This is a genomic window from Bradyrhizobium sp. USDA 4516, assembly GCF_054055915.1.
Genome location: NZ_JBSRXT010000001.1, coordinates 2,246,733 through 2,260,185, shown reverse-complemented (window position 1 = coordinate 2,260,185; position 13,453 = coordinate 2,246,733). Strand labels below are relative to the sequence as shown.

Below are 13,453 nucleotides of genomic sequence, written 5' to 3'. Positions count from 1 at the left end.
CCGTGGCGTTGAAGGCGAAAACCGTACGATATCACCTTTCCCGCACCGCCGGAACAGCAGGGGCCGTTCTGGTCTAGCTGTCCAGCGCGATCCCTAACGCCTTGATCTTCCGGTACAACGTCGCGCGGCTGAGCCCGAGCGCCTTGGCCGCGTCCGTCACTCTTCCGTCATTGGCGCGCAATGCATCGATGATCGCGGTGCGCTCGCTCGCTGTGTGATCGGCCTCCGCGCCGCGTGCGCTGAACGGCGGCAGATCGAGATCGGCCTCGGTGATGACGCCGTCCTCCGCGGTGGCGCCGGCGAGCCGCAGCACGTGGCGAAGCTGGCGCATGTTGCCGGGGAACGGATAGGCCATCAGCTGCGCCCAGGCGTCGGCCGCGATGCGGCAGTGCGGCGCTTCCTCGTCGGCGATCTGTGCGATGACGTCCTTGCGGTCGGCACGCTCGCGCAACGCGGGCAGGCGGATCTCCATGCCGCGCAGCCGATAATACAGATCGGAGCGGAAGCTGCCGTCCTCAGCCATCCGCGCCAGGTCGCGGTGCGTGGCGCTGATCAGGCGGATGTCGACCGCGACAGGCTTCAGCGCGCCGAGCGGCCAGACCTCGCGGTTTTCCAGCACGCGCAGCAGCCTGGTTTGCAGCGAAAGCGGCATGTCGCCGATCTCGTCGAGGAACAACGTGCCGCCGCTGGCTTGCACGATCAGCCCCTTCGATCCCTCGCGCCGCGCGCCGGTGAAGGCGCCGGCTTCGTAGCCGAACAGCTCGGCATCGATCAGGCTCTCCGGCATCGCTGCGCAGTTCAGCGCGACGTAGTTGCGGCCGGCGCGATTGCTCGCCGCATGGATGGCGCGCGCGAACACGTCCTTGCCGGCGCCGGTCTCGCCATGCAGCAGGATCGGCAGATCGAGATTGCCGACCGTCATCAGCCGCTTCACGCCCTTGATCAGCACGGGATCGCGGCCCGCCAGCCGGTGCAGGCCGGAAAACTGTCCGGCCGGCTTTTCGCGCGGCGGTGTGGATGGCAGGCGCGGCGAACGCGCCCGCACCGGCGGCGCCAGATGGCCGCGTCCCCACGGCGTGCCGTCGGCGCGGCGCAGCGCGACCTGCTCGTCCGCGGCCCGTGTCGCGCGATCGTCGAGTTGAATAAGATGCGACAGGTCGATGCCGTCGTCGATCATCGCATCGGTCAGGCCGAACGCCGCGCGCGCGGTGCGGCAGGCGCCGACGACACGGCGGTCGTCGTCATAGGCCAGCATGCCGTGCCCGTCGCCGGGCAGCATCGCGATCCAGGAGGCGCGGTAGCGCCGGCGGAAGAACGACTGCTCGATCCGCCGCGTCGCCTCCGTGGTGACGGCGAGCGCCAGCTCATGCGCGCTGCGGCCGAGGTCGCTGCGGCACGAGGTGATGTTGACGGCGCCGGCGAGCCGCCCGGCATGATCGAACAGCGGCGACACCGCGCAGGTGAACATGTGCCACTGCTCGCGGAAATGTTCGTCGCCATGCACCAGGATGGGCCGCTGCTCGGCGAGCGCGGTGCCAAGCCCGTTGGTGCCCTCGAACGTCTCGGCGAAGTTCGAGCCGGTGTAGATCTTCCACTCAAGGAACATCCGCGCGTAGTCGCCCCCGGGCAACCGGCTCACCAGCATGGTGGCGTTGGGGTCGGCGAGATTGACGCAGTAGCCGGAATCGTGGAGCACGCGGGCGAGGTCCTCGAGCTCGGGGATCGCGACCTGGATCAAATCCTCCATCGGCTCGGCGATGTGCCGGATCTCGGCCTCGGTCAGGGTCTGCGGCGGCCCGCGCCGGGCCGGATCGAGGTTGTGATTGACAAGGCAGCGCCGCCAGGACGCGGCGATCCGCGTCTCGGTGTCGACGCCGGCCACCTGGTTGGCCGCCGACAGAACACGGGCGACGTGATTTGAGGCCGAAAGGTTGGCCATCCAGAGGTCTCCACCCCTAATTTTCCGCGAAGTCTGGCAGTCCGCGGCCGAATGTCAATTGGCCGACGGCGTCGCGGGACTCTTACCTCCCCTTGCAAAGGGGAGGTCGCTTTGCTGGTGAAAGCAAAGCGGGTGGGGATCTGCTCTCTTGCAGCATCGCCTGCGGCTGACCCCCATCCCGACCTTCCCCCTTTCAGGGGGAAGGAGAAGGCGGATCGCAGCCCGAGTGGAGCCAACGGGCTACGGGGATGACTTCACCTCGCCGGCGGTGAAGAGCACGAACGAACGCCCTACCGCCTTGTACGTGCCGTCGAACGCAAACTGCGCGCCTGCCGGCTGTTCCGGCGCGTTGGTGTCGAGCAGCCGCGACCAGCGCGGTCCGGCTGACGTCGGCGGCAGCTTGAAGTCGACCTCGCCCTCGTAGCTGTTGAGGATGACAAGCACAGTGTCGTCCTCGCCCTCACGCGCGATCGCGGTCTTGCGCGCGCGGCCGTCGAGCACGACGCCGAAGCATTTGATCCAGCCGGTGCTCCAGTCGGCCTGCGTCATCTCGGCGCCTGTCGTGCTGATCCAGACCACGTCGCGAATCTCGAGTTGGGGATCGCGATCGCCGGAGAGGAAGCGGCTGCGGCGCAGGATCGGGTAGTCGCGCCGCAGCTTGATCATCCGCTTGGTGAAGGCGAGCAGCTTCCCGCCGTCGTCGGAAAAATTCCAGTCGAACCACGAGATGTCGTTGTCCTGGCAGTACGCATTGTTGTTGCCGCGCTGGGTGCGGCCGAACTCGTCGCCGCCGAGCAGCATCGGCGTGCCCTGCGAGGCCAGCAGCGTCGCCAGCATGTTGCGCTTCTGCCGTTCGCGCAAAGTGCGGATATCCGGATTGGAGGTCGGGCCCTCGGCGCCGCAATTCCAGGAATGGTTGTCCGACGAGCCGTCATTGTTGTGCTCGCCGTTGGCCTCGTTGTGCTTGTTGTTGTAGCTCGCCCAGTCGTTCAGCGTGAAGCCGTCATGGGCAGTGATGAAGTTGATGCTGGCCCAGGTGCGGCGGCCCTCGCGGTTGAACACGTCGTGCGAGCCGAGCAGCCGCGGTGCCAGGCTGCCTGGCGCCGCCTCGCCGCGCCAGAAATCGCGCACAACGTTGCGGTATTTGTCGTTCCACTCCGCCCAGCCCGCCGGGAAGCCGCCGACCTGGTAGCCGCCGGGGCCGCAATCCCAGGGTTCGGCGATCAGCTTGACGGTCGCGAGCAGCGGGTCCTGGTTCATCGCCTTGAGGAAGCCGGACTGCTCGTCGAAGCCGTAGACCTCACGTGCCAGGATGGTGCCGAGATCGAAGCGGAAGCCGTCGACATGCATGTGGCCGGCCCAGTAGCGCAGGCTGTCCATCACCATCTGGATCACCCGCGGATGCGACAGGTTCACCGTGTTGCCGGTGCCGGTGTCGTTGATGTAGTAGCGCCGCTTGTCCGGCAGCAGGCGGTAATAGCTCGCATTGTCGATGCCCTTGAACGACAGCGTCGGGCCGCGCTCATTGCCTTCGGCGGTGTGGTTGTAGACGACGTCGAGAATGACTTCGAGGCCGGCGCCATGCAGCCGCGACACCATCTCCTTGAATTCGCGCAGGCTGTTCGGCACGTCGGCGGCGTAGCGCGGATCCGGCGCGAAGAAGCCGATGGTGTTGTAGCCCCAGTAATTGGTCAGGTGCTTGTCCAGCAGGTTGCTGTCGTTGATGAAGGAATGCACCGGCAGCAGCTCGACCGAGGTGATGCCGAGCGCCTTGAGATGGTCGATCGCAGCGTTCGAGCCGAAGCCGGCATAGGTGCCGCGCAAATGTTCGTCGATGCCGGGGTGCTGTTTGGTGAACCCCTTGACGTGGGTCTCGTAGACCACGGTCTCGTCCCAATGCACGTCCTGCCGCTGCGCCTCCTGGACCCAGTCGAAATTGGGATCGACCACCACGCATTTCGGCATGAACGGCGCGCTGTCGCGCTCGTCGAAGGTGAGGTCGTCGCCGCTCTCCATCTTGTAGCCGAACACCGCCGGATTCCAGGTCAGGCTGCCGGCATGGGCGCAGGCGTAGGGATCGAGCAGCAGCTTGTTCGGGTTGAAGCGGTGGCCGCCGTCCGGCTGGTAGGGACCGTAAACGCGATAGCCGTAGAACGTCCCCGGCTGCACGCCATTTATGAAGCCGTGAAACACCTGGTCGGTATATTCGGGCAGCTCGAAGCGGTGCGTCTCGCGCTCGCCGTCGAACAGGCAGACCTCGACCTTGGTCGCGTTGGCGGAAAACACCGCGAAATTGGTGCCGTGGCCGCTCCAGTGGGCGCCCAGCGGATAGGGCAGCCCTTCCTCAATGACGAAATCGGACATCGGTCCCCCAGCCATGAGATCAACCTGCAACAAACGCCGCCGCGCGGAAAACGTTGCATCGGGCTAGTTTAGCGGCAGTTACGCTTGGTTCGTATGACGCGGGCGGAACGAGATGCAAGGCTCGGCAAGAGATGTCGCGAGAATGCGGACGTATGACTCTCTGCCACAATCTCGATGTCGTCCCGGGCAAGCGCAGCGCGACCCGGGACCCATAACCACGAAAGCAAATTGGCTTGCAAAGCTGGAGCCACAGCGTGCTTCGACAATGCAACCCTGTGGTTATGGGTCCCGGCCCCGTGGGCAATTGCGCACTAGGCCGGGACGACAGCGGAGGGCTTGTTGAGTGCAATGCTAAATCAGCCGCATGCCCTTGAAGCTGGTATGCCCGTTCTTGCCGACGATGATGTGATCGTGCACGGCAATCCCGAGCGGCTTTGCGATGTCGACGATGGCTTTCGTCATCTGGATGTCGGCCTGCGACGGCGTCGGGTCGCCGGACGGATGGTTGTGCACCAGGATCAGCGCGGTGGCGGACAATTCCAGCGCGCGCTTGATCACCTCACGCGGATAGACCGGGGTGTGATCGACGGTGCCGGTCTGCTGCACCTCGTCGGCGATCAGCTGGTTGCGCTTGTCGAGGAACAGGAGGCGGAACTGCTCCTTGTCGGCGAACGCCATGCCGGTGCGGCAATAGTCGATGACGTCGTTCCAGGACGACAGCGCGACGTTGCGCCTGATCTCACCCTTGGCGATCCGGCCGGCGGCCGCGGCGAGCAGCTTGAGCTGGTTGATCGAGGCATCCTTGACGCCCTCGACCTCGCGCAGCCGCGCCACCGGCGCGTGCACGACCTCGGCGAACGAGCCGAACTTCTTCAACAGCGCCTTGGCCAACGGCTTGGTGTCGCGGCGCGGGATCGCGGCGAACAGCGCCATTTCCAGCAGCTCATAGTCGGTCAGCGCGTCGGGACCGGCCGCATAGAAGCGCTCGCGCAGCCGTTCGCGATGGCCGTGATAATGTGGCGTCTCGTCGGCTTCGTCGCCGCTGGTATCGGGCTTGGTGGGCATCGGCCACAACCATGCCGTGCCGGCCGCATTTTGCAAGGGGCGATCCTGAAGGGCCGATGCCGCTCCGGTTTGCCACAATGCGACCGGCGAATTACCGTCGGCCGCAACGGTTCGAGAGCAAAGAGGGGGAGGGTCGCGTGGCATCATTCAAGGTGATCCGCTCGCGCGCCGAGAAGCGCAAGGGCGGGCCAAAGGCGCTGGAGAAGCTGCTGCGGCCGCCGGCGGGCGCCAAGGCGCTGGCCAAGCTCGGTGACGACCGCGTGCTGGCCGAGATGACCAGGCGCGTGTTCTGCGCGGGCTTTGCCTGGAGCGTGATCGACGCCAAATGGCCGGGCTTCGAGGAGGCGTTCCTCGGCTTTCAGCCCGCCAAGCTCGCCTTCAAGCCCGACGAATTCTGGGAGAAGCTCGTCAGCGACGCCAGGATCGTGCGCAACGGCGCCAAGATCATGTCGGTGCGCGACAACGGCCGCTTCGTGCAGGAGATCGCGCGCGAGCATGGCAGCTTCGGCAAATTCCTTAGCGCCTGGCCGTCATCGGATGAGGTTGGACTGCTGGAGCTATTGGCCAAGCGCGGCAGCCGGCTCGGCGGCAACACCGGACAGATGCTGCTGCGCTTCCTCGGTTGGGACGGCTTCGTCACCTCGCGCGACGTCGTCGCCTGCCTGCGCGATGCCGGCCTCGATATCGCCGAGGAGGTCAAGTCGAAGCGCGATCTCGCCAAGGTGCAGGCGCAGTTCAACGCCTGGGCGGAGGAGACCGGACTGTCCTATCTGCATCTGTCGCGGATCTGCGCGATGTCGATCGGAGAGAACCATACGCCCGAGGAGATCATCGAGCGCACGCGGAGCGATTATTGACGAGGACGGTTACAGCTGAACCCGATTAGACCTGAACCCACGGCTTCTCGCCATGGCGTTCGGACAGCGTGAAGATCTCGACGCCGTCGGCGGTGACGCCGACCGAATGCTCGAACTGCGCCGACAGCGAACGGTCGCGGGTCACCGCGGTCCAGCCGTCGGACAGGATCTTCACATGCGGCTTGCCGAGATTGATCATCGGCTCGATGGTGAAGAACATGCCGGGCTTCAAGGGCGCGCCTTCGCCGGGGCGGCCGATATGGATGATGTTCGGTTCGTCGTGGAACAGGCGGCCGAGGCCGTGGCCGCAGAAGTCGCGCACCACGCTCATGCCCTGCGGCTCGACATAGCTCTGGATGGCATGGCCGATATCGCCGGTGGTGGCGCCGGGCTTCACCGCGGCGATGCCGCGCATCATCGCCTCATAGGTCACCTCGATCAGCCGCTCGGCCTTCCGCGCGATGGCGCCGATCGCATACATGCGGCTGGAGTCGCCGTACCAGCCGTCGACGATGAAGGTGACGTCGACATTGACGATGTCGCCTTCCTTCAGCGGCCGGTCGCCCGGCATGCCGTGGCAGACCACGTGATTGATCGAGGTGCAGGTCGAGTAGCGATAGCCGCGATACATCAGCGTCGCCGGATAGGCGCCGTGGTCGAAGGCGAACTTGCGAACGAACTCGTCGATGACCGAAGTCGGGATGCCCGGCTTGACGATGTCGGTGAGCGCATCGAGGCATTTCGACACCAGGGCGCCCGCCTTGCGCATGCCGGCAAAGCCGCTCGGTCCGTGCAGCTTGATCTGACCGGTCTTGCGAAGCGAGGTGTCGGTGGCGTCGATATAGCTCATGGGCTTGCTGTTTCTGCGGGCAAGGGGCTGATTTCAGGCCCTAATTTAATGATCGGCGCGCCCGGCGCAAGCCAAGGTTGGGCATGGGGACATGCCCAAACGGCTTGATTTTCAGGCCATATCCGGAACAGCGACCACCGCTGCGGCGAAAAGACCGCGCTCAAGCGCTAATTGGAGACCTCGACCACGCTCTCGACCGGCAGCGCGCCGCCGCGGATGCGGAGTTCCCGCACCGGGTAGGGCACCCTGATCCCCTCCTGCTTGAAGGCGTCCCACAGCGACAGCATGACGTCGCTCTTCACATTGTCCATGCCGTCGGGGTCGGCGATCCAGAAGGTCAGGGAGAATTTCATCCCGGCCTCGGCGAACTCGGTCAGGATGCAGTTCGGCGTCCGGCCCTTGGTGGCGCGCGGATGGGCCGCCGCGGTCGTGATCGCGAGCTTGCAGACCTGCCGCGGATTGGCGTCGTAGTTGGTGGAGAAGGCGATCTTCACCAGCGTGTTCTTGTCGGTATAGGTCCAGTTGGTGACCTTCTGCGTCACCAGGTCCTCGTTCGGGATCAGGAACTCGCGGCCGTCGCCGGCGGCGACCGAGATGTAGCGGGTCTTCATCGCGCTGATCCGGCCCGAATTGTCGCCGATCGTGACGAGGTCGCCGGGCTTCACCGATTTGTCGACCAACAGGATCAGGCCGCTGATGAAATTGGCGACGATCTTCTGCAGGCCGAGACCGATGCCGACGCCGGCCGCGCCGGTGAACACCGCGAGCGCCGAGAGGTTGATGCCGACCGCGCCGAGCGCGATCACGATCGCCGTCACCATCAATCCGATGCGGATGATCTTGACCAGCAGCACCTGGATCGACGGCGTCAGATCGGTGGCGCGGTTGATCCGGCTCTCGGCGAAATTGCCGGCGAGGTTGGTCAGCCACAGTGCCACGATCAGGAGCGCGCCGGCCTTGATAAGCAGCAGCGGCGAAAGGCGGAGGCCGCCGACCACGACCGCATATGCATCCAGCGTGTCGGCCGCCCAATCGAGCTGGCCGATGATGCTGAGGGCGGCGACCACCCAGGCCGCGATCGAGACTGTTTTCACGATGAAGGCGTTGTCGATCACCGAGGTGACGAGGCGGATCACCAGCCAGGCCAGCGCCAGCTTGGCGGAGACCGCGATCAGATAGCTGCGGCTCGGCCAGGTCGCGTGCCACATCACGATGCGGGAGATGATCATCAGGACCGCGAACACGGCGGTGGAAGCGCTCTTCACCATCACGCGGGCGAAGTGCCGGAGCGGCAGCGGCCAGCGCATCGCCAGCGACGACATGTCGACCCGCGCATGAATGGCGGTGTCGGCGGCGTAGGCGAGGCCGGCGGCGGCGAGGATGATGCCGAATTGCAGATAGAACCAGGGCGAGGCGACCTCGGCGCCGACCGAGCGCGCCGCCATTTGGATCGATTCGAGGACGTCCTTCCAGTTCATGTCCATCGGCAAAATCTCAACTCGAAGCGCGGGTCAGCCAAATGTGATTCGAATGCCCCGCGAGAATCCCACAAAGGCGCACACGCGACCATCGATACAACACAGTGTCGGGGCGACCTAGGGCTGATGAGACCGGGCACATTGCCGCTTATGTCAGAAATCGGTTGGCGTCCCAGTGTGGCGACGATAAGGATGCAATTGCAAGTATTTGAGACCTCCGAAGGCGCATGGCATCCCTCGACTCCGTCAGTATAGCGATCCTGCTCGGTGCGGTGCTGGTGATGGCCGGCATCCTGTCGAGCCTGCTGGCCTTGCGGTTCGGCGCTCCCTTGCTGCTGGTGTTCTTGCTGGTCGGCATGCTGGCGGGCGATTCCGGCCCCGGCCGGCTGCAGTTCGACGACGTCCGCACCACCTATCTGGTCGGCTCGGTGGCGCTGGCGCTGATCCTGTTCGACGGCGGATTGAAGACGCGGTTTGCCAGCATCCGCACCGTGCTGGTGCCCTCGATGGTGCTGGCGACCGCCGGCGTGCTGTTGACCGCGCTGATCACAGCGCCGGTCGCCCGTTTCGTGCTCGACCTCAACTGGACCGAGTCATTGCTGGTCGGCGCCGTCGTGGCCTCGACCGACGCGGCTGCCGTGTTCCTGCTGGTGCACACCCAGGGTCTGCGGCTACGCCCACGCGTCGGCGCGACGCTGGAGGCGGAATCCGGCACCAACGATCCGTTCGCGATCTTCCTCACCTTGATGCTGGTCGAGTTCATCTCGATCGGCCAGAGCTCGGCCTCGCACATCGCGCTGGAGTTCATCCAGGAGGCGGTGTTCGGCGCCATCATCGGGGTGATCGGCGGCCGGCTGGTGGTGATCGCGCTGAACTATGTAGCGCTGCCGCAGGGCCTGCATGCGCCGTTCGTCACCACCGCGGCACTGGTGATCTTCGGCGGCTCGCAGATCGTGCACGCCTCGGGATTCCTCGCGGTCTATCTCGCCGGTATCATCATCGGCAACCGGCCGACCCGCGCGCATAATTCGGTGGTGACGTTCCTCGACGCCGCGACCTGGCTGGCGCAGATCGTGATGTTCGTGCTGCTCGGCCTCCTGGTCTCGCCGCATCGCCTGCTCTCCAGCGCCGGCGGCGCCGTGCTGGTGGCGTTCGCGCTGATGCTGGTGGCGCGGCCGCTGGCGGTGCTGATCTGCCTCGCACCGTTCAAGTTCAACTGGCGGGAGAAGGTCTTCATCGCCTGGACCGGCCTGCGCGGCGCGGTCGCGATCTTCCTCGCCTCGATCCCGATGCTGGTCGGTCTGTCGAAGGCCTATCTCTATTTCGACGTCGCCTTCGTCGTCGTCATCATCTCGCTGCTGTTGCAGGGCTGGACGCTGGCGCCGGCGGCGCGGCGGCTGCATGTCGCGCTGCCGCGCGCCGAACGCGGCCCGCGCCGCGTCGAGCTCGATTTGCCCGGCCAGCTCGAGCAGCAGCTGGTCGGCTATCCGGTGCGGCCGAAGAGCCTGTACTTCCGCCGCGGGCTGATCCCGTCCTGGTCGAAGCCGACGCTGGTGATCCGCGACGAGCGGATCCTGACGCCGACCGAGGCCGATCCGGTCGCGCCCGGCGACTACATCTACCTGCTGGCGCCGCCGGAGCGCGCCGAGGCGCTCGACCGCTTCTTCGTCGACATGGCGCCGTCGAGCGCGCCCGATCCGCATCTGCTCGGCGACTTCATGGTGTCGGCGGAGCATACGCTCGGCGAGCTCGCCGAGATCTACGGCGTCAAGGTCGACGAGCACCAGGCCAAGCTGACGCTCGCCGACTATTTCGACGTCAATCTCGACCGCGCGCCGAAGGAAGGGGCCGAACTGGCGCTCGACGAGATCGTGCTGGTGGCGCGCAGCATCAGCGGCGGCCGCGTCAACGTGGTCGGCCTGCGCCTGCCGGAGGAAGAGGAGAAGGTCGTGCCGCAAACGCGGATGCAGATCGTCAAGCGCAAGCTCGCCGACATCTGGGCGTCGGTGGCGGGGGTCTGAGGCGCGCCGTTACGTCTTGCGCAGGAAGCTCGAATCCGGCGCGAACTTCCTGATCATGTCGGACAGCCCGTCGTCGGCCGGCGGACCGGATGGGCCCTTGGACGCCGCGTCCGGCTTGGTCTCGCCCTTGATTTTCTGGCCGGAAATCTCGGCCAGCGCCGCGAGCAGCGTCTCGTCGAGATTGTCGGCCGCTGTCTTCGCAGGTGGTGTCGTCGCAGCTGGCGTCGTGGCGGGCGCAGCGGGAGCCGGCGGAGATGGCGTCGGTGGAGTGGGCGCGACCGCACGGATTTCGGGCTCGCGCCGCGCCGGCGGCGCTGACTCCGGTGCCGGCTTGGACGCATCCTTGGATGCATCCTTGAACGCATCCTTGGGGGCGTCCGCCCGCCGGGCGGCAGCCTCGCTGACGGCGGCGATCAACGATGCTTCGAGAGCGGCGGGCGTGTCGGCCGGCATGGGCGGCGGTGTAGCCGGCATCGGCGGCGGTGTGACCGGCACCGGCGGCGGCCCGGCGGGCTTCGCGTCCCGGGTGGCGCGACCGAACAGCGGTTCCCGCTGGCTCGCCGCCTGCGGTCGGCTGTCGGTGGCCTTGCCCGGCTCCGTTCCAGGCTCCTTGGCAGGCTTGAAGAGACCCGCGCGTTCGGCGGCCATCTTGGCGGAAGCCTCCTCGACTGTGGCGAGCAGGGACGCTTCGAGAGCGTTTGCGCGATTGCTTGGCGAAGTCGCCGGCTTGGCGGCAGGAATGATCACCGGCTTTGGCTGCGGCGGGGGCGGCAGCGGCGGCGGCCGAGATGCTTCGACTGGTGCGGGCGGCGGCGGGATCGGCTGACCGTCCCCGGTGCGCGCGATGATGCCGTCGACGATCGCCGCCAGGCGGCCCTTATCGGGGGCGGCCAGATAGCTCGCCGCCAGCTCATCGACATATTGCGGGCCGTAATCGGCGAGCACATTGGCGATCTGGGCGAGATCAGGATCGCTGTCGACAAGCCGGCGCCAGGCCTCGCGGTCGTAAGTCTCCCGGCCGTAGGCTGCGTCCCCCTTCTTGTCGGGCCAGGCCACCCGGCGCGACTGACGCTGCCCGGTATCCTGGCCTGCGATCGGATCGAGGGTCGGCGGCTGCAGCCCGTCGCTGAGGCGCGGCGGGGTAAATCCCGAGGCGCCGGCCGGCACGGCGGCATCGGCCGGACGCCGGCGCCGCTCGTCGACCTGCAGTGCGATCAGGCCGACGCCCATCAGCAGGAAGCCGAGCGCGGCCCACGAAATCGTGGCGCACAGCAGCCCGCCGATCAGCAGCAACACCCAGCCAGTCAGTCGCACAAATATACCCTTCCCTATGCCCGATCGGACGTCCCGACGCGGGCCTGGCAGACAAGATAGGCTATCTTATGCCGACTTTCGGAAAAACGGCCAGCTAGGCGCCCGCCGTCAGCACCTTGACACCGCCGAACGCGGTCACCTGGCCGCCGCGCAGCATCACGATCTGGGTGGCGAGCTGGCGCAGCTCGGCCGCGTCGTGGCTGACATAGACCATCGGGATGCCGGCTTCGTCGCGCAGCCGCACCAGATAGGGCAGGATCTCGAGCTTGCGGCTTTCGTCGAGCGCCCCCAGCGGCTCGTCGAGCAGCAGCAGCCGCGGCTTGGACAGCAGCGCCCGGCCGAGCGCGACGCGCTGGCGCTCGCCGCCGGAGAGCTTTCCGGGACGGCGGTCGAGCAGGGCGCCGATGTCGAGCAGGTCGACGACGCGCCGGTGTTGGGCGGGATCTTCGGTGAGGCCGTTCATGCGGCGGCCGTAGTCGAGGTTCTGGCGGACATCGAGATGCGGAAACAGCCGCGCGTCCTGGAACACGTAACCGATGCGGCGGCGCCAGCTCGGGACGTGGATGCCGGTCGCGGTATCGTCGACGGTCTCGCCGTCGATCACGATGGTGCCGCGGTCGGGACGCAACAGTCCCGCGATGGTGTTGATCAGCGAGGTCTTGCCGGAGCCGGACGCGCCGAACAGGCCGGTGACGCGGCCCTCGCTGCTGAACGAGGCCGCAAGCGAGAACTCGCCGAGCTGCTTGGTGATGTCGACGCGCAGCATGGCTAAAGCGCGATGAGATTGAGTTGAATCGTCATCGCGCTTTAGCTCCTTGTTTGAGCATGGCCTCTTCGCAAAACCGCTTCACACTTTTCCGGATCATGCTCTATTGCCCATGCAGGCGCGCGGTGGCGCGACGCGCGAACACTTCAGCCGCGACCAGTGCGCCGACCGCGAGCACGATCGAGATGATCACGAGCCGCGCGGCGGCGGGGTCGCCATCCGGCGTCTGGATCAGCGAATAGATCGCCGACGAAATGGTCTGGGTCTCGCCGGGAATGTTGGAGACGAAGGTGATGGTCGCGCCGAACTCGCCGATCGCCTTGGCAAAACCGAGTACCATGCCGGCCAGCACGCCGGGCAGCGCCAGCGGCAGCGTCACGGTTGCGAACACCCGCCACGGCGCGGCGCCGAGCGTCTCGGCCGCCTGCTCGAGGCGGCGGTCGACCGCTTCGATCGAGAGACGGATCGGGCGCACCAGAAGCGGAAACGACATCACGCCGCAGGCGAGCGCCGCGCCGGTCCAGCGGAATGCGAACACGATGCCGAGATGGTCGGCCAGCCAGCCGCCGACCAGGCCGCGCTTGCCGAAGGTCAACAGCAGCAAATAGCCGGTGACGACGGGCGGCAGCACCAGCGGCAGATGCACGGCGGCATCGAGCAGCGACTTGCCCCAGAAATCGCGCCGCGCCAGCAGCCAGGCGAGCGCTACCCCGAACGGGGTCGCCACCAGTGTTGCGATGACGGCGACCCGCAGCGACAGCAGGATCGCCGTCCATTCGGTCGGCGAGATCTCAAACAC

Annotated in this window: 10 protein-coding genes; 2 read left to right on the top strand and 8 right to left on the bottom strand. The window is 66.5% G+C overall.

All coding sequences use genetic code 11. From position 1 onward, the window contains the following. Positions 1 to 73: 73 nt before the first annotated feature. From ACVI1L_RS10495 to radC, 3 genes are all read right to left on the bottom strand, one after another. Positions 74 to 1,939 carry a sigma-54-dependent Fis family transcriptional regulator gene (locus tag ACVI1L_RS10495; protein ID WP_057018920.1) on the bottom strand — a complete coding sequence of 622 codons (1,866 nt, stop codon included), beginning with the start codon at positions 1,937 to 1,939 and terminating at the stop codon, positions 74 to 76. A 240-nt stretch (positions 1,940 to 2,179) separates the two neighbouring features. Beyond that, positions 2,180 to 4,303 carry a glycogen debranching protein GlgX gene (glgX, locus tag ACVI1L_RS10490; protein ID WP_456782826.1) on the bottom strand — a complete coding sequence of 708 codons (2,124 nt, stop codon included), beginning with the start codon at positions 4,301 to 4,303 and terminating at the stop codon, positions 2,180 to 2,182. A gap of 351 nt (positions 4,304 to 4,654) precedes the next feature. Further along, positions 4,655 to 5,368: a RadC family protein gene (radC, locus tag ACVI1L_RS10485; RefSeq protein ID WP_456782825.1), complete on the bottom strand. Its 714-nt coding sequence runs from the start codon at positions 5,366 to 5,368 to the stop codon at positions 4,655 to 4,657. A 137-nt stretch (positions 5,369 to 5,505) separates the two neighbouring features. Here radC and ACVI1L_RS10480 point away from each other — a divergent pair, with 137 nt between their 5' ends. Next, a complete protein-coding gene (locus tag ACVI1L_RS10480) occupies positions 5,506 to 6,225 on the top strand; it encodes a DNA-3-methyladenine glycosylase I (protein WP_456782824.1) in 720 nt (239 codons plus the stop codon). Positions 6,226 to 6,250: 25 nt separating this feature from the next. Here ACVI1L_RS10480 and map read toward each other — a convergent pair whose 3' ends face one another. Both map and ACVI1L_RS10470 read right to left on the bottom strand, forming a co-directional pair. Next, the gene (map, locus tag ACVI1L_RS10475) at positions 6,251 to 7,075 is read right to left on the bottom strand and encodes a type I methionyl aminopeptidase (RefSeq protein WP_016844429.1); all 825 of its coding nucleotides are present in this window, start codon (positions 7,073 to 7,075) and stop codon (positions 6,251 to 6,253) included. Between the two features lie 167 nt (positions 7,076 to 7,242). Beyond that, the gene (locus tag ACVI1L_RS10470; protein ID WP_057019519.1) at positions 7,243 to 8,559 is read right to left on the bottom strand and encodes a mechanosensitive ion channel family protein; all 1,317 of its coding nucleotides are present in this window, start codon (positions 8,557 to 8,559) and stop codon (positions 7,243 to 7,245) included. A gap of 221 nt (positions 8,560 to 8,780) precedes the next feature. On the opposite strand from ACVI1L_RS10470, the gene ACVI1L_RS10465 reads away from it, so the two are divergent. Further along, a complete protein-coding gene (locus ACVI1L_RS10465; protein ID WP_253588672.1) occupies positions 8,781 to 10,574 on the top strand; it encodes a potassium/proton antiporter in 1,794 nt (597 codons plus the stop codon). A gap of 9 nt (positions 10,575 to 10,583) precedes the next feature. Here ACVI1L_RS10465 and ACVI1L_RS10460 read toward each other — a convergent pair whose 3' ends face one another. The 3 genes from ACVI1L_RS10460 to modB form a co-directional block, all read right to left on the bottom strand. Then, the gene (locus ACVI1L_RS10460; RefSeq protein ID WP_456782823.1) at positions 10,584 to 11,888 is read right to left on the bottom strand and encodes a hypothetical protein; all 1,305 of its coding nucleotides are present in this window, start codon (positions 11,886 to 11,888) and stop codon (positions 10,584 to 10,586) included. Positions 11,889 to 11,982: 94 nt separating this feature from the next. Beyond that, positions 11,983 to 12,654: a molybdenum ABC transporter ATP-binding protein gene (modC, locus tag ACVI1L_RS10455; protein ID WP_225647134.1), complete on the bottom strand. Its 672-nt coding sequence runs from the start codon at positions 12,652 to 12,654 to the stop codon at positions 11,983 to 11,985. A gap of 103 nt (positions 12,655 to 12,757) precedes the next feature. Beyond that, positions 12,758 to 13,453 carry a molybdate ABC transporter permease subunit gene (gene modB / locus ACVI1L_RS10450; RefSeq protein WP_057019516.1) on the bottom strand — a complete coding sequence of 232 codons (696 nt, stop codon included), beginning with the start codon at positions 13,451 to 13,453 and terminating at the stop codon, positions 12,758 to 12,760.